This window comes from Coriobacteriia bacterium, from assembly GCA_031292615.1.
GTDB lineage: Bacteria > Actinomycetota > Coriobacteriia > Anaerosomatales > JAAXUF01 > JARLGT01.
This window is the reverse complement of record JARLGT010000127.1, coordinates 1-15,174: the sequence shown is the minus strand read 5'-3', so window position 1 is coordinate 15,174 and position 15,174 is coordinate 1. Positions and strand designations below refer to the sequence as shown.

Genomic DNA, 15,174 nt, shown 5'->3' with positions numbered 1-15,174 from the left:
CATGGCTGACATGACAACTGCGGCGCCAGCCGAGCTAGGAGGAAAGTCCAAGAAGGCGTTCGGGCTGCTGTCGATGGTCCTGTTCTCGGTCTCAGCGATTCTGGTCGCCGACACCGTAGGTGCGTCTGCTGCAATCGGCGTGCAGGGCCTGAGCCTGTGGGTCATCCTCGCCATCGCCTTCTTCATCCCGTACGGTTTCGTGACCGCCGAGTTGGGCGCCGCGTGGCCGGATGAGGGCGGCATCTACGTATGGGTCAAAGAGGCGTTCGGCCCGATGTGGGGCACGGTCACGGCTTGGCTGTACTGGGTCAACGTGGCGCTATGGGCACCGAGCGTGTTTGTGCTGTTCACCGGTACCCTCAAGAGCGTCTTCTTCCCCAGCCTGAGCTCTACTGGGGAGATGTGGATCGTCCTCGTGATGATCTGGGTGATGGTCGGTATCGGCGTCCTGCCGATGTGGCTTTCGAAGTGGGTGCCCAACCTAAGCGCGGCACTCAAGGTCATCGTGCTGCTGCTGCTCGGCTGCGTGGGCGTGGCCTTCCTGATGAAGAACGGCGCGGCCAACTCGTTCGCACCCAAGGACTTCATGCCGAGCTGGGATCTGGGCACGCTCGCGTTCATGCCGGTCATCATCTACAGCTTCATGGGCTTCGAGCTCATGAGCTCGGCCGGAGACGCGATTCACGACCCCAAGCGCGACGTGCCGAAGATGATCCTGTTTGCCGGCGGCGCGATCCTGTTCATCTACATGTTCTCGACGTTCGGCATCTTGGCTGCGATTCCGCTCAAGGACGTCAGCATCGTCACCGGTATCGCCGATGCGCTCAAGCTGGCGTTCGACAGTCTGATGCCGGGCTGGGGATGGCTGTACCAAGTTGTGATCGTGGGACTGCTCTTCACGTTCCTCGGCAACATGGTGACGTGGTCTATCGGCTCGAACCACAGCATCGCTGCAACGGGCATGGACAAGACCGCTCCCGGTGTCTTCGGGCACGAGAGCAAGACGTTTGGCACGCCGGACTACGCGTTTTACCTGATGGGTCTCATCGCCAGCGTCGTGACGGTCATCAACTTCACGCTGTTTGCGAACAACGACTCGATCTTCTGGACGATCTTCGCGCTGTCCTCCGTCGTGTTCCTGCTGCCGTACGTGCTGATGTTCCCGGCGCTGATCATGCTGCGCAAGAAGTTTCCCGACCAGCCTCGCCCGTACAGGGTGCCGCTGGGCGAGTTCGGCGCATGGTTGTGGACCATCCTGTGCGAAGCCGGCATCGTGCTGACGCTGTTCCTCTTCTTCTACGCAGTCCCAGAGGGCACGCCCAAGACGCTGTATTGGAGCGTGACGGGCATCGGCACGGCGTTGTCGATCGCGGTCGGCTTCTGGCTCTACTTCCAAGCGAAGAACAAGGCCGCCCGGGTCAAGGCCTAAGCTGTACTCGAGCAGTCTCAAAGGAGGACTTTATGACAACCATCGATAGCACGCCGCGCGCCGACGGCTACCGCATGCCTGCCGAGTGGGAACCGCACGCGGGCACGTGGATGCTGTGGCCGCAGCGGCCTGACAACTGGCGCGACGGCGCTAAGCCGGCGCAGCGCGCCTGGGTCGACGTTGCGTCGGCGATCGCTCGGTTCGAGCCAGTAACGGTCGGCGTCAACCCCGACCAGTTCGAGAACGCTCGAGCGATGCTGCCCGAGAAGGTTCGCGTCGTGGAGATGTCCAACAACGACTCGTGGATGCGCGACATTGGCCCCACGTTCGTAGTCAACGACCACGGTAACGTGCGCCTCGTGCACTGGCACTTCAACGCGTGGGGCGGGCTGGTCGACGGCCTGTACTTCCCGTGGGACAAAGACGAGCTCGTGCCGCGCAAGATCGCCGAGATCGAGGGCGTCGACCGCTACCGCGCTCCGCTGGTTCTCGAAGGTGGGTCGTTCCACACCGATGGCGAAGGTACGCTCATCACCACCGAGGAGTGCCTCCTGTCGGAGGGCCGCAACCCGGAGCTGAGCCGAGAGCAGATCGAGGAGTACCTCCGAGAGTATCTCGGCGTCGAGAAGATCATCTGGCTCAAGCGTGGCATCGATCCGGACGAGACCAACGGTCACGTCGACGATGTCGCCTGCTTCGTTCGGCCCGGGGTCGTGCTCGCTGGTTGGACTGACGACGAGAGCGACTGGCGTCACGAGATACTCGCCGAGAACCTCGAGACTCTGCGCGACACCACCGACGCCAAGGGCCGCAAGCTCGAGGTGCACACGATGCCGATGCCCGAGCCGATGCCGTACTCGGCCGAGGAGGTCGCTGGCGTCGACGTCGTCGAGGGCACCATCCCGCGAGAAGCGGGTGACGAGGCCCCGGCTTCCTACGTCAACTTCTACCTCTGCAACGGCGGGCTTGTGCTGCCCGTGTTCGGCGATCCACACGATGCCGAGGCGATTGCGACTCTGAAGGCGCTCTTCCCGGATCGCGAGGTAGTTCCGTTCCCGGGCCGCGAGATCGTTCTCGGCGGGGGCAACGTCCACTGCATCACGCAACAGCAGCCAGCGGGGTAGGAGCCGGCGAGAGAGCGAGCCTCGCTCGGCAACACGTGAACTGAAGAGAGCGTCTCGGCGACTTGCCGAGGTGCTCTCCTCTATCTGATACCAAGAAACTTTCAGATTCCATCTTGCGCTGCGCCGCATGTTGTAGGCATATGTTACTGCGACAGTATCATTTCGTTGGCGGAAGGCACTATGGAGATCACACGTCGCACCGACTACGCCATTCGCATCCTGATGGAGCTTGCTCGGTCAGGCGGCGGTCCGGTGTCGGTACGCGTCCTCGCCACCAGTCAGGACGTCCCGTACGCGTTTGCGCGGGGCATCCAGCGGGAGCTGGCGGCGGCGGGGCTCGTGGAGTCGCGCAGGGGCGCGACCGGGGGAGCGGTGCTCGCACGCTCGCCGGAGGAGATCACGTTGCTCGACGTGGTCCATGCGACGCAGACCAACTCCTCGTGCTCGGTGTGCACGAACGACCCGACGTGGTGCAACCGAATGGGCGGGTGCAGCGTCCATCAGGTGTGGCGCGAGGCCGACGAGATGATGACAGGTTACTTGGGCACGAAGTCCCTGGCGGGACTCATCGGACAAGAGAGGGGAAGGTGAGGAGGGGAGATGGACGCTGTATTCCTAGCTAGGTTCCAGTTCGCGTTTACAGTCGCGTACCACTTCTTCTTTGTACCGCTCTCGGTCGGACTCGGGCTGATCATGGTCCTGTTCGAGCGGCGGTACTACAAGAGCCAGTCGCCGGAGGACAAGTCGTGGGCCGATCTGTGGGTCAAGATCTTCGCTGCGACGTTTGTCATTGGCGTAGCGACCGGCATCACCATGGAGTTCGCCTTCGGCACGAACTGGGCGACGTATTCGAGGTTCGTCGGTGACATCTTCGGCGCCCCGCTGGCCGCCGAGGGCCTGTTCGCGTTCTTCATGGAGTCGACGTTCCTCGGCGTGCTTATCTTCGGGCGCGAGCGCGTCTCGGCGAAGTTCTACTACGTCTCTTCGTGGCTCGTTTGGGGCGGCTCGATGCTCTCGGCGCTCTGGATCATCATCGCCAACTCTTGGATGCAGACACCCGCCGGCTTCAAGGTGGTGGGCGCAGGTCCGCAGCAAAAGGCCGTGCTGACCAACTTCTTTGCGGCGGCTCTCAATCCATCCACGCTTCCGCGATACGCGCACACGGTGACGGCGCTGCTCATCACCGGTGGCTGCATGGCTGCTGCGGTCGGCGCATACCACCTGCTCAAGGGGACGCACAAGGCATTTGCACGCCAGAGCCTGTCCTACGGGCTGGCCGTCGCGGCGATCTTCTCGGTACTGATTCTAGTCACCGGGCACTTCCAAGCGGTTGAGGTCGTACAGCAGCAGCCGGTCAAGATGGCTGCGATGGAGGGTCACTGGGATGCCGGTCCGATGCCTTTGGGCTTCATCGGATTCGTCAACACGCAGGCCAAGACGACCACCGTTCTCGCTGTGCCAGGAGGCGTCAGCTTCTTGGAGAGCTTCACGTTCACGAAGTCGTACCCGGGGCTGAATCAGACGCCGCCGGCCGATATTCCGCCGGTCCAAGCGACATTCCAGACCTACCACTTGATGATCATCGTCTTCGGGATTCTCATCCTGGTGACCTCGTACCTGTGGTGGCTGAACCGCTCGGGCAAGCTCGAGAACAACAAGACGCTGCTCAAGGTGCTGCTATGGTTCTGGCTCATCCCGGAGATCGGGATTCAGATGGGCTGGGCGGCGGCCGAGATTGGGCGCCAGCCGTGGATCGTCCAGGGCCTGCTGCGCACCAAGGACGCCATCTCCGTCGTCGTTCCCGCGTGGCAGATCGCACTGACGATCCTGATCTTCTTCGTGATCTACGCCGTGCTGTTCGTCGGCTGGGCGCGCGTCGTGCTCGGGCTGATCAAGGCGGGGCCGCAGACCGCGGCCTCCAAGGCTTAGGGGAGGAGGAACGATGCTGCTACAAGTCATCTGGTTTGTGCTGGTAGGCGTCCTGCTCGCCGGCTATGCCGTGCTCGACGGATTCGACCTTGGCGTGGGCACGCTCTACCCGTTCCTCGGCAAGTCCGAGGCCGACAAGTCCGTGATGCGCAAGTCGATCGGACCGGTCTGGGACGGCAACGAGGTCTGGCTGCTCACCGGTGGTGGCGCGCTGTTCGCGGCGTTCCCGCCGGTCTACGCGACCGTCTTCTCGGGCTTCTACCTCGCGCTGATGCTCGTGCTCTTCTCGCTCATCTTCCGCGCGGTATCGCTCGACTTCCGCAAGCACGACCCGGCTTGGGCGGGCGTGTGGGACTGGGCGTTCTTTCTGGGTAGCGCGCTGCCGGCGCTTCTCTTCGGCGTTGCGGTGGGCAACATCGCGCTAGGGGTCCCGCTGACCGTTGGCGGGGAGTTTGCGGGCAACTTCTTCACGCTGCTGGGCTTCTGGCGCGGCGGGTTCAACCTGCTGCCGCTGTGCGTGGGCATTCTCGGCCTGGGGATGTTCCTGCTTCAGGGCTCGTCATGGGTCGCGCTGAAGGCCGAAGGCGACCTGCACGATCGCGCCGCCAAGTTGTCGTCGACGCTGTCGTGGGTCTTCACGGCGCTCGCCGTTGTCGCCACCGGCGTGACCGCGATCTTCGCTCCGGCGACGTTTGCCCGCGTGATCACGTCCCCGGCCGGCTGGCTGTTCATCGTGTTGCTGGTCGCGTCACTCGTGTGGTCGCGCATGTCGATCAACGGCGGCAACGACCGCGCGAGCTGGTACGCCGTATCGCTGTCAGCCGTGGCGCTGACGGGCATCTGGGCTGCGGGCATCTTCCCGTACATGGTCCCGAGCCTGGGCAACGCAGTAGGCCTGCCGACCCCGTCGCTCACGGTGTTCAACGCTTCGTCTTCGCAACTCACGCTCATGGTGATGTTGATCATCAGCATCATCGGCGTGCCGATTGTTCTGTACTACATGTACCTGATCTACAAGACGTTTGCCGGCAAGGTCGACGCCGAGGGCGAAGGCTACTAGCTGCCGTTCAGGCTGGCCGAGCAGCGCCTGCTCGAGATTCAAGCGGCCCGCATCCTGGCGACAGGGTGTGGGCCGCTTTGGGCGCACGGGCGCGCGGGCGCCGTGTGTGGCGCTCCTGCTGGCTACTCGACGGGAAGCGGTTCGGCTGCTGCTTCAGCCTGCAGGATCTCGCGAGGCGGGAGCGGAGCGTCGGGGCAGCGGATGAGGCGCCGGTACGCGAACGGCACGATTGCGGCGGTCAGCACGCCCGACAGAACGCCTGGCGCCCAGCCGGCTGGGATGAACTGAAGCAGCGCGCCTGCGACAAACGGTGCCGGAATGCGCATGAGCGAGCCGGTCGAGGTCGACAGGCCGATGATGCCGCCGACCTCGTCGGCGTAGACCGCCTTAGTCAGCGCCGACCCGACGATTGTGTTGGCGACGGCCATGCCCAGCGAGAGCGGCGGTAGGATTGCGAGCAGCACCCAGACGTTGGGCGAGAAGCCCCACGCCGCAAGCGAGACCGCAGCGAGCGCCGCGCCGCCCACGATGAGCTGCGGGTCGGAGAAGCGCTTCGTGAGCAGCCCGATCGCTCCGAGCTGTATGCCCACCGAGAGCACGCCCACGTACGCCAGCACGAGGCCGTTTTGCCATGCGCTCAACCCCAGCGCCTGCGCGGCCCACAGGCTGAATCCACCCTCAAAGACCGCGAACGTGAAGCCGATGACGATGCGCACGCTCATGAGCGGGCCAACGCGAGGCAGCCCAAGTGTGGTTGCGAGTTCGTGAATCGCGAAACCCTTGGCCGGTTCCTCGCGCACTTCGGCGCGTTGCTCGGCGGACAGCGACTCGGGAAGCACGAAGGTCACGAGCAGCAGGTTGATGCCGGCCAGCCCAGCGGCGACGAACGCCGGCACCGAGTAGCTGATCGTAGAGAGCAGGCCGCCGGCGGCGGGGCCGAGGATGAAGCCCAGGCCGAATGCGGCGCCCACGAGCCCGAACGCCTTGCCGCGGTCCTCGGCCGACGTGATGTCGGTCATGTACGCCTGCGCAACGGAGATGTTGCCACCGGTCAGGCCGTCGATGATGCGACTGGCAAACAACATCCACAGCGAGTTGGCCAACCCAAGGACGATCAGGGCGCAGGCCGTCCCCGCGATCGACACGAGCAGGATGGGGCGGCGCCCATAGGCGTCGGAGAGCCGTCCCAAGATAGGTGCGGCGATGACCTGCGCGAGCGGATACGCCGAGGCGATCAGTCCCGTGACGAGCGCGTTGGCCCCGAAGTTCTTGGCGAAGTAGGGCAGCAGCGGCAGCACGAGCGAGAAGCTGAGCATGTCGACAAGTACGATTCCGAAGATAATGAGCAGGCGGCGGTCTTTCACGAGCACCTTTCCTCGAACTGAGAACTTGCTAGACCCCTGCAGGGAAGATACGGGAAGGTACCCACAATCGCACGTGGCCCTGACAGGAGCGCGAATGTCGTTCTCAGGATTCACCCCGGACTCGCTCGGCTTTCTGTCCGACTTGTCGAAGCACAACGACCGCGCCTGGTTCGCCGAGAACCGGCAGCGCTACGACCGCGAGCTGCTCAACCGCGAGCGCGACTTCGTCGATGCCGTGGGCGCAGCGTTCGCTGCCGTCGATCAGCGCGTGCAGGCGGTACCCGCCGTCGACCGCTCCATCTTCCGCATCAACCGCGATACGCGCTTCTCGCGCGACAAGTCTCCGTTCAAGACGTACGCCGACATGTGGTTCTGGATCGGCGACGACCGCAAGACCGCACCCGGCTATTTCTTGCGCATGGAGCCGGGCAGCGTGGCGATCGGTGCCGGGGCACATCGGCTCACGCCCGAGCAGATCACCCGATTCCGAGCCGCAGTGGACGATGGGCTGCATGGGCAGTGGCTCGAGCATGTGCTCGAGGACCTGCGCGCGCAGGGCTACGAGATCAGCGAGGCGACGCGCAAGACGGTGCCCAAGGGGTTCTCGGCGCAGCATCCGCGTGCGGAGCTACTCAAGCACACCGACTACCTGCACGCGCTCAAGACGTTCGCACCCCCACCCGACGAGTTCACCTCGCCGGAGTTCGTCGACTGGTGTCTAGCGCAGTTCGCGCAGGTCAAGCCGCTGGTCGACTGGCTGGTCGAGCAGTTGAGCGGCGTGTTTCCGCCAGACATGCGAATGTAGTCCCAGAAGCCGACACAAGAGCGGGCGGTGGGCGACAAAGTTGGAGGTTCAAGAGATGGGACACCCGAGCTGGATTCCCCGGACGCCGGGCATGAAGCGACCGGACGGCGCTGGTGGCGGTCACCCCGCCGACGTGCCGGGCGGTCCAGGCTCGGGCGCGGGCGCTGACGCTGCCACCGGTGATCAACCGCACGCGGTCTTCCATCGGCAGTACGCCGGGGGCGAGGCGCCGTGGGACATCGACAAACCACAGCCTGAGATCGTGGCCCTTGAGGACGCCGGTGTTTTCGGCCCGCGCGTGCTCGATGTGGGCTGCGGAACCGGCGAGACGGCGCTGTTCTTAGCCTCGCGCGACCACGACGTGACCGGTATCGATGCGGTGTCGGCCGCGGTCGACACCGCGAAGGCTCGCGCCGCCCGCCGAGGGCTCGACGTCTGCTTCCGCACAGCCGACGTACTCGATGCGCTGCCCGAGCTCATCGGCAAGTTTCACTCGGTGACCGACGTCGGCTTCTTTCACGCGCTTTCCGACGAGCAGCGCGCGGATTTCGCCGCCAAGCTCGCCGAGAAGCTCGCACCCGGCGGCGTGTACACGATGCTGTGCTTCTCCGACCGCGTTCCCGGTACATGGGGGCCTCGGCGTGTCAGCGAAGCCGAGATCCGCGCAGTGTTCGCCGGGCCCGAGTGGGTTGTGCGCGAGATCCGACCGGCCGAGCTGCACTCAGCGGTCGACGCAATGCCGATCGTGGACGCCAACCTCGCGCTGATCGAGCGGGCCTAGCGGCACTTCTCGAACCAGACGAGCGGGAAGCCCATCTCCTCGCGTGGCTCGATGAGCTTGTAGCCGAGCGACTCGTACAGAGCGATCGGTCCGGTGGCCATCGCGCCGGTGAACAGCTCGAAGCGCGGCGCGTCGGGGTAGGCGTCCTCAAGCGCGCGCATCAGCGAGCGAGCGACTCCGCGGCCGCGAACCTCTGGCAGAACCGCGAGCCGTCGCACCATCACACCACCGCCTTCGAGGCTCTCGGCGCGCACGGTGCCGACGAGGCGGCCGTCGCTTTCGGCGACCAACACGGCATCACCGGCGTCGAATGTCTCCTCGACGTCGGCCGCGGTCTCGTGCAGCGGCGGGATGTCTTGGCCGATGGCGTCGGCGACGGTCTTGAAGCCGTCACGGATGACACCTGCGACGGCCGAGGACTCGTCGCGGGTCGCTCGCCGTATGAGCGCCGAGGCGTGGCTGGTGGGCGTGGTGTCACTCATCGGCGAGTCCGTCCTTGACCTGACGACCGACTTGGTACGCGTCGGCAACCTTCGCGCCGAGCGCGCGGTACTCGCGAACGCCAGCGCAGTAGATAAGCGGGTCGAGAGCGTCCATCTCGACGAGGTTGGTGCCCGCGCGCAGGACATGCTCCTCGGCGTGCGCCTCGACTACCTCGCCGAGCACCACGACGTACTCGCCGACCGCGACCTCCTGCGTCACTCGGCACTCCACGTTAAACGCGCACTCGGCGATGATCGGCGTCTTGACGACCGCCGAGTCGATCAGCGTCAGGCCGGCGTCGGCGAACTTGTCGCGCTCGCGCCCGGGGGTCGTGCCGCAGTAGTCGACCGCCGCCGCCATCGAAGTGTCGGGAACGTTGACCGTGAACTCGCCGCTCTCGCGGATGAGCTCCAGCGTTCGCCGAGTACGGCGTAGGCCCATCGCGATGGTGGCGGGCGTGGACGAGACGATGTTGATCCAAGCGACCGCGAGCGTGTCGGCCTGCTGCATCGTGCCGCCGACAACCAGTACGCATGGCATCGGATAGAGTCGATCGACCGGCCCAAGGAGTTGCTTCATGGCTGCGAGTCCTCTCGTTTGCCGCCTGTTTCGCCGCTTCGGGGCGATTGCCCTGCGCGACGTCCACAACTATACCCGTGCCCGCCAGCCTGCCTTCGACGTCCGAGGATAGCGCTGCAACTCACCAACGACCCTGGTTGGGTGCGGAATGGTTCCTTGACCGGCGTGCAGATTGACGCGAAACTGGGCCAACCAAGAACGGGTAGTCGCCTCGGCGGCCTCCCACTCTTACCAGCCCGGAGACGGGCTCGAAAAGGCGAAGGAGGTGGATCGAGAGCAATCATGTGTCGCCCCTCTGAGTTCGTGATGATGATGGACATGATGATGACCCAGCCCGGGTTTGTCGGCGCACGCGCCGAACTCGGGCGGCCACTGGCCGACCGCTGATTCCTCCGCGGTCGGGTATCGTTCCATTCAGATACGGACTTTGAGAGAGAGCTGACTATCATGAGCGACTCGACCACCCCGCGTTTCGACACGCTTTCCATCCACGCCGGGCAGAGCGCCGACCCCTCCACCGGTTCGCGCGCCGTTCCGATCTACCAGACGGTGGCCTACAACTTCGAGAGCACGGATCACGCAGCCGATCTCTTTGCGTTGCGCGCCTTCGGCAACATCTACACGCGGCTGATGAACCCGACGACCGACGTACTTGAGCAGCGCATCGCTGCGTTGCACGGCGGTTCAGCAGCTGTGGCAACGGCCTCGGGTCACGCCGCCGAGAACCTGGCGCTGCTCAATCTTGCCGGTTCGGGCGACAACATCGTCTCCTCAACGTCGCTCTACGGCGGCACCTGGAACATATTCCTGCACACATTCAAGCGCCTTGGCATCGACGTTTCGTTCGCCGAGCCCACCGACGTGCAGGGCTTCATCGACGCGACCGACGCCAACACCAAGGCCTGGTATGTGGAGACCGTGGGCAACCCGCGCCTCGACGTTCCCAACATCCGGGCACTGGCCAACGCCGGACGCGAGTTGGGCGTGCCGCTCGTCGTCGACAACACGTTCGCGACGCCGTACCTCACGCGCCCGATTGAGCACGGCGCCGCGGTCGTCATCGAATCGCTGACGAAGTGGATCGGGGGCCACGGCACGTCCCTCGGCGGCATCGTGGTCGACGGTGGCAACTTCGACTGGGGCAACGGCCGATTCCCGCAGTTCACCGAGCCGGATGCGAGCTACCACGGCTTGAAGTTCTGGGACGTCTTCGGCGACTTCCCCGGTTTGGGAAACGTGGCATTCGCGATCCGCTTGCGCGTCAACTTGCTCCGCGACATCGGCGCTACTCTGTCGCCCTTCAACGCGCAGCAGATCCTCTTAGGCGTCGAGACGCTGGGCCTTCGGGTGGAGCGCCACTCGCACAACGCCTTGGCCGTGGCGAAGTACCTGCAGTCGCATCCCAAGGTGGCCTGGGTAACGTATCCGGGCCTCGAGAACCACCCCACCAAGGCCAACGCCGACGAGTTTCTGTCGGGCGGTTATGGCGGGGTTGTGGTCTTCGGCGTCAAGGGCGGAGCCGACGCCGGCCAGAAGCTCATCGAGGAGGTCAAGCTGTTCTCGCACCTTGCCAACGTCGGTGATGCGAAATCGCTTATCATCCATCCTGCCACCACAACTCACTCGCAGCTTTCCGATGAGGAGCTCGTGCGTGCCGGCATCGGTCCGGACTTTGTGCGCCTCTCGGTCGGTATCGAGGACATCGCCGACATCGTCGCCGACCTGGAGCAGGCCCTGGAGCAGGTGTGACCCAACTCAACGACAACAGCGAGTCTGTCGACGGTACTGCGGCCCAGCCTCCCGCGTCTGGGCCGCAGTACTGCACGCTGGACCGAGGGCTCGACCTGGTCTCGGGCAAGCGACTGACGCACGTCGACATCGTCTACGAGACGTGGGGCGAGCTCGATGAGCAAGGCACGAACGCAGTCTTGATCTGTCACGCCCTGACTGGCGACTCGCACGTCGCTACCGGCCCCGATCGCAACGGCGTCGAGAAGGCCGGCTGGTGGGACGTGATGGTCGGGCCGGGCATGGCGTTCGACACCCGCAAGTACTTCGTGATCTGCAGCAACGTGCTCGGTGGTTGCTCGGGCACGACCGGTCCGGAGTCGATCGACCCCGCGACCGGGCTGCCGTACGGTCTCACGTTTCCGCTCGTCACCATCGAAGACATGGTTAACGCCCAGGTCGCCGTCCTCGATCACTTGGGCGTGCAACAGCTCGTGGCGGTTGTGGGCGGGTCTGTGGGCGGCATGCAGGCGCTCGCGTGGGCCAAGCTCTACCCGCAACGTGTGCGCACCTGCATCGGCGTGGCGACGACGCCGCGTCTGGGCGCACATGCGATCGGCTTCAACGAGGTGGGCCGTCAGGCGATCTTGGCCGACCCCAACTTCAGGGGCGGCGACTACCACGGCAAGGACCAGCCCGAGCAGGGCTTGGCGATCGCGCGCATGGTGGGCCACATCACCTACCTGTCCGACGAATCGATGCGCGCAAAGTTCGGCCGTCGACTGCAGGACCGCGCCTACCACGCGTTCGACTTCGTCACCGAGTTCGAGGTCGAGAGCTATCTTGCGTACCAAGGCCGCAAGTTCGTCGACCGCTTCGACGCCAACACGTACCTCTACATGACCAAGGCGATGGACTACTTCGATCTTGCCTCGGGCTTCAACTCTGTCGCCGAGGCACTCGCCGACTGCGACGTGCGCTGGCTACTGCTCACCTTCTCCAGCGACTGGCTCTTCCCCACATACCAGACCAAGGGCCTGCTCGACGCCCTTCGCGCCACCGGCAAGGAGGTCTCGTTCGCCGAGATCCCGAGCCCGTACGGCCACGACGCGTTCCTGCTCGAGCCCGAAGAGCAGCGCCGCTACATCGAGCCGTTCCTCGACCGCGCGCTGTGCGACGCACGCCTCGCCGCCGGCGACTCCGAGGAGTGTGAGACGCGATGAGCGCTGCAGACCTACTGCGCGCCGACCTGCAGCTCGTCATCTCACTCGTGCCTCCCGGCTCGCGCGTGCTCGACCTCGGCTGCGGCGACGGCTCGCTCATCGCGCACCTGCGCGACGAGCGCGGCTGCGAGGTGCGCGGCATCGAGCTTGCGCCCGAGGAGATTGCGGCCGCACTCGGCCGTGGGCTCTCGGTGGTGCAGGCCGACCTCGACGACGGCCTGATCGGCTATCCCGATGCGGCGTTTGATGTAGTGGTGCTCTCGCAGACCATCCAGGTCATGCGCAACCCCGCGCTCGTGTTGCGGGAGATGCTGCGAGTGGGCGCGCGCGGAATCGTCACGTTTCCGAACTTCGGGCATTGGCGCGTGCGAGGCTACCTCGCGTTCAAGGGTCGCATGCCGGTCAGCGAGTCGATCCCGTTCTCGTGGTACGACACGCCCAACATCCACCACACCACGCTGAAGGACTTCCGCGAGTTTGTCTCGGCGAACGGCGGGGAGATCGAGCGCGAGATTCCGCTCAGTGCAGGGGAGTGGCGCCAGGAGATCCACGAGGTCAACTGGTGGCCGAACCTGCTCGCGGACACCGCCGTTGCCGTGGTGCGCGCGAAGTCCTAGTGGCCGACGGGCGTGGCCGCTCGGCTCGCGCTATGCTGTCTGCGTGTCAGACGCCCCCTACAGCTTCGACCCAACGCTCGCTGACCTCGGCTGGTCCGAGGCTTGGCGGGCTGCGTTCGGCGAGCTGGGCGGGGTGGGCTTCGAGCCGGCGCGCGTGGTGCGGGTCGACCGGGAGTTCCCCATGGTTGCCACGGCTGGCGGCCTCGTTCGCGCCGAGCCGGCCGTGCACCTCGTCAAGACGCGCGGCACGGGTAGCCGAGCCGTCGTCGGCGACTGGGTGGCACTCTCGCGGCCCGAGGGCCACGACCTCGCCATCATCGAAGCCATCCTCCCGCGCAAGACAGCCTTCACCCGCAAGGATCCCGGCGAGGCGACAGGCGAGCAGGTGCTCATTGCCAACATCGACGTGGTCTTTGTCGTGCAGTCGCTGTCCGGTCGCGGCTTAAACGTTCGCCGCCTCGAGCGGGAGCTGGTGCTTGCGTGGGAGAGCGGGGCGCGACCGGTGGTCATCTTGAGCAAGGCTGATGTCGCCGAGGACACCGACTACCAGCGCAAACTTGCCGCCGAGTCGACGGGCGACGTCCCTATCATCATCGAGAGTGCCATCTCGGGCGAGGGCCTCGAGGAGGTTCGAGCCCAGGTTCCCGTTGGGACGACCGCGGCGCTTCTCGGCGGATCGGGTGTGGGCAAGTCGACGCTCATCAACGGACTTGTGGGCGAAGAGGTGCAGCGTACCGGGCACGTGCGCGAGCGCGACGACAAGGGCCGCCACATCACCGTCGCGCGCGAGCTGGTGCAGCTACCGGGTGGCGGCATCATCATCGACACACCGGGAATGCGTGGGCTGGCGCTTTGGGACGCCGGTGACGGCATCGCCAGCGCGTTTCCCGATATCGATGCACTGTCGCAGAAGTGCCGCTTTCGCGACTGCACCCACAACAGCGAGCCTGGCTGCGCCGTCATCGCGGCGGTCGAGGCCGGCTTGCTGCCCGCGCGCCGACTCCAGAGCTATCGGCTGTTGCAGGGCGAGATGGTCGAACTCGGTCGCAAGCAAGATGAGCGGGCATGGGCGGCCAAGGAGCAGGCGAGCAAGGTCTCGGGCAAGGCGGCCAAGCGCTTCTTCAAGGACAATCAAGACAAGCGGACTCACTAGGGCGCGTAGCTTGGCCATCGCGCTGAGGCCGAAAGGCGGCCACGTCCTGAGTGCAGCTACCCTCACGGGGCGGCTCCCACTACATTCAACAGCCGGGTTCGCCGGGGTGGCCGCAACACGACTGATGCGTCTTGATCTTGATCGACGTGTTGCGCACCGTGAGGCGGATCTTACGGCCGAGGGGCATGGGCTGTTTCAGGTTTCGCCATGCCGCATCGGGACTTGGGCCGGCGGGAGGATTGGGTGCGGCGCCCCCGGACCCCAGGCCGCTCGCACCGGAATCGCCGTCGGCGGCCATGACGGCGACCAGGGTTCTCGGCGAGTAGTTGGGCAGTGGGTTGGGTTGGCACATGTGTGCTCCTTGAGGAACGTCGCTTCGAGGCATGGGTTTCGCGTGGTAGATTCCCTAACATGAACTGCGCAGTCCACTTTCACAGGAGTGTTGCATGCTCGAGCCACTCATTCGCTTGACCGAGGTCGTCAAAACTTACGACACCGGCGAGGTGCCATTCACTGCCCTGCGCGGAATCAACCTCGACGTTGGTGCGGGCGAGTTCATCGGCCTAATCGGCAAGTCGGGCAGCGGCAAGACCACGCTCATCAACATGATCACCGGTATCGACCGTCCCAGTTCCGGCACGGTGGTCATCGACGGCACACCAGTGCACAAGCTCAACGAGAACCAGCTTGCCGTGTGGCGCGGCAAGACCATCGGCGTCGTGTTCCAGTTCTTCCAGCTGCTGCCCACACTGACGGTCATCGAGAACGTCATGCTGCCGATGGACTTCTGCAACATGTTCTCGCCCGCCGAGCGACCCAAGCGCGCACTGCACCTGCTCGACCAAGTCGAGATGGCCGATCAGGCCAACAAGTTGCCGGCCGCGCTCTCCGGCGGCCAG

Annotated in this window: 16 protein-coding genes; 12 read left to right on the top strand and 4 right to left on the bottom strand. The window is 65.1% G+C overall.

The features are described from left to right. The first annotated feature begins 1 nt into the window (after position 1). The 5 genes from P4L93_11960 to cydB all read left to right on the top strand — a co-directional run bounded on the left by P4L93_11960 (position 2) and on the right by cydB (position 5,542). Complete coding sequence (locus P4L93_11960; GenBank protein ID MDR3687659.1) at positions 2 to 1,429, top strand: amino acid permease; 1,428 nt, start codon at positions 2 to 4, stop codon at positions 1,427 to 1,429. Between the two features lie 32 nt (positions 1,430 to 1,461). Continuing rightward, positions 1,462 to 2,553: an agmatine deiminase gene (gene aguA, locus P4L93_11955; protein MDR3687658.1), complete on the top strand. Its 1,092-nt coding sequence runs from the start codon at positions 1,462 to 1,464 to the stop codon at positions 2,551 to 2,553. A gap of 180 nt (positions 2,554 to 2,733) precedes the next feature. Continuing rightward, entirely contained in the window at positions 2,734 to 3,144 is a 411-nt protein-coding gene (locus P4L93_11950) for an Rrf2 family transcriptional regulator (GenBank protein MDR3687657.1), read from the top strand. 9 nt (positions 3,145 to 3,153) lie between these two features. Then, positions 3,154 to 4,482 (top strand): cytochrome ubiquinol oxidase subunit I, encoded by a 1,329-nt coding sequence (locus P4L93_11945; GenBank protein ID MDR3687656.1) that lies wholly within the window; start codon positions 3,154 to 3,156, stop codon positions 4,480 to 4,482. A gap of 13 nt (positions 4,483 to 4,495) precedes the next feature. After that, positions 4,496 to 5,542: a cytochrome d ubiquinol oxidase subunit II gene (gene cydB, locus P4L93_11940; GenBank protein MDR3687655.1), complete on the top strand. Its 1,047-nt coding sequence runs from the start codon at positions 4,496 to 4,498 to the stop codon at positions 5,540 to 5,542. 122 nt (positions 5,543 to 5,664) lie between these two features. On the opposite strand, the gene P4L93_11935 is transcribed toward cydB, so the two are convergent. Beyond that, positions 5,665 to 6,906, bottom strand: a complete 1,242-nt coding sequence (locus P4L93_11935) for an MFS transporter (protein ID MDR3687654.1) — start codon at positions 6,904 to 6,906, stop codon at positions 5,665 to 5,667. A 94-nt stretch (positions 6,907 to 7,000) separates the two neighbouring features. Between P4L93_11935 and P4L93_11930 the strand changes: the two genes are divergently transcribed. Then, positions 7,001 to 7,711: a DUF2461 domain-containing protein gene (locus P4L93_11930; GenBank protein MDR3687653.1), complete on the top strand. Its 711-nt coding sequence runs from the start codon at positions 7,001 to 7,003 to the stop codon at positions 7,709 to 7,711. A 91-nt stretch (positions 7,712 to 7,802) separates the two neighbouring features. Then, positions 7,803 to 8,492, top strand: a complete 690-nt coding sequence (locus P4L93_11925; protein MDR3687652.1) for a class I SAM-dependent methyltransferase — start codon at positions 7,803 to 7,805, stop codon at positions 8,490 to 8,492. Here P4L93_11925 and P4L93_11920 read toward each other — a convergent pair. Next, a complete protein-coding gene (locus P4L93_11920) occupies positions 8,489 to 8,974 on the bottom strand; it encodes a GNAT family N-acetyltransferase (GenBank protein ID MDR3687651.1) in 486 nt (161 codons plus the stop codon). The two genes, P4L93_11925 and P4L93_11920, sit on opposite strands and share 4 nt — an antisense overlap. After that, positions 8,967 to 9,554 carry a flavin reductase family protein gene (locus P4L93_11915; protein MDR3687650.1) on the bottom strand — a complete coding sequence of 196 codons (588 nt, stop codon included), beginning with the start codon at positions 9,552 to 9,554 and terminating at the stop codon, positions 8,967 to 8,969. Before P4L93_11915 ends, P4L93_11920 begins: the two co-directional genes overlap by 8 nt. 447 nt (positions 9,555 to 10,001) lie before the next feature. Here P4L93_11915 and P4L93_11910 point away from each other — a divergent pair, with 447 nt between their 5' ends. Genes P4L93_11910 through rsgA form a run of 4 tightly spaced genes read left to right on the top strand, consistent with a single transcriptional unit; the run spans position 10,002 to position 14,275 of the window. Next, entirely contained in the window at positions 10,002 to 11,303 is a 1,302-nt protein-coding gene (locus tag P4L93_11910; GenBank protein ID MDR3687649.1) for a PLP-dependent transferase, read from the top strand. Further along, entirely contained in the window at positions 11,300 to 12,505 is a 1,206-nt protein-coding gene (locus P4L93_11905) for a homoserine O-acetyltransferase (protein MDR3687648.1), read from the top strand. The genes P4L93_11910 and P4L93_11905 overlap by 4 nt, the downstream gene beginning before the upstream one ends. Beyond that, entirely contained in the window at positions 12,502 to 13,122 is a 621-nt protein-coding gene (gene metW, locus P4L93_11900; GenBank protein MDR3687647.1) for a methionine biosynthesis protein MetW, read from the top strand. Before P4L93_11905 ends, metW begins: the two co-directional genes overlap by 4 nt. Positions 13,123 to 13,165: 43 nt before the next feature. Continuing rightward, positions 13,166 to 14,275, top strand: a complete 1,110-nt coding sequence (gene rsgA / locus P4L93_11895; GenBank protein ID MDR3687646.1) for a ribosome small subunit-dependent GTPase A — start codon at positions 13,166 to 13,168, stop codon at positions 14,273 to 14,275. A gap of 85 nt (positions 14,276 to 14,360) precedes the next feature. Here the strand turns inward: rsgA and P4L93_11890 are convergent, their stop codons facing one another. Next, the gene (locus tag P4L93_11890) at positions 14,361 to 14,627 is read right to left on the bottom strand and encodes a hypothetical protein (GenBank protein ID MDR3687645.1); all 267 of its coding nucleotides are present in this window, start codon (positions 14,625 to 14,627) and stop codon (positions 14,361 to 14,363) included. Between the two features lie 94 nt (positions 14,628 to 14,721). Here P4L93_11890 and P4L93_11885 point away from each other — a divergent pair. Next, positions 14,722 to 15,174, top strand: a 453-nt coding sequence (locus tag P4L93_11885) for an ATP-binding cassette domain-containing protein (protein MDR3687644.1), incomplete at its 3' end; no start/stop codon positions are given.

Bases quoted from the DNA above. Each gene is read 5' to 3' on its own strand.
- P4L93_11960 (MDR3687659.1), top strand. From the start codon at position 2: ATGGCTGACATGACAACTGCGGCGCCAGCCGAGCTAGGAGGAAAGTCC.
- aguA (MDR3687658.1), top strand. From the start codon at position 1,462: ATGACAACCATCGATAGCACGCCGCGCGCCGACGGCTACCGCATGCCT.
- P4L93_11950 (MDR3687657.1), top strand. From the start codon at position 2,734: ATGGAGATCACACGTCGCACCGACTACGCCATTCGCATCCTGATGGAG.
- P4L93_11945 (MDR3687656.1), top strand. From the start codon at position 3,154: ATGGACGCTGTATTCCTAGCTAGGTTCCAGTTCGCGTTTACAGTCGCG.
- cydB (MDR3687655.1), top strand. From the start codon at position 4,496: ATGCTGCTACAAGTCATCTGGTTTGTGCTGGTAGGCGTCCTGCTCGCC.
- P4L93_11930 (MDR3687653.1), top strand. From the start codon at position 7,001: ATGTCGTTCTCAGGATTCACCCCGGACTCGCTCGGCTTTCTGTCCGAC.
- P4L93_11925 (MDR3687652.1), top strand. From the start codon at position 7,803: ATGAAGCGACCGGACGGCGCTGGTGGCGGTCACCCCGCCGACGTGCCG.
- P4L93_11920 (MDR3687651.1), bottom strand. From the start codon at position 8,974: ATGAGTGACACCACGCCCACCAGCCACGCCTCGGCGCTCATACGGCGA.
- P4L93_11915 (MDR3687650.1), bottom strand. From the start codon at position 9,554: ATGAAGCAACTCCTTGGGCCGGTCGATCGACTCTATCCGATGCCATGC.
- P4L93_11910 (MDR3687649.1), top strand. From the start codon at position 10,002: ATGAGCGACTCGACCACCCCGCGTTTCGACACGCTTTCCATCCACGCC.
- metW (MDR3687647.1), top strand. From the start codon at position 12,502: ATGAGCGCTGCAGACCTACTGCGCGCCGACCTGCAGCTCGTCATCTCA.
- P4L93_11890 (MDR3687645.1), bottom strand. From the start codon at position 14,627: ATGTGCCAACCCAACCCACTGCCCAACTACTCGCCGAGAACCCTGGTC.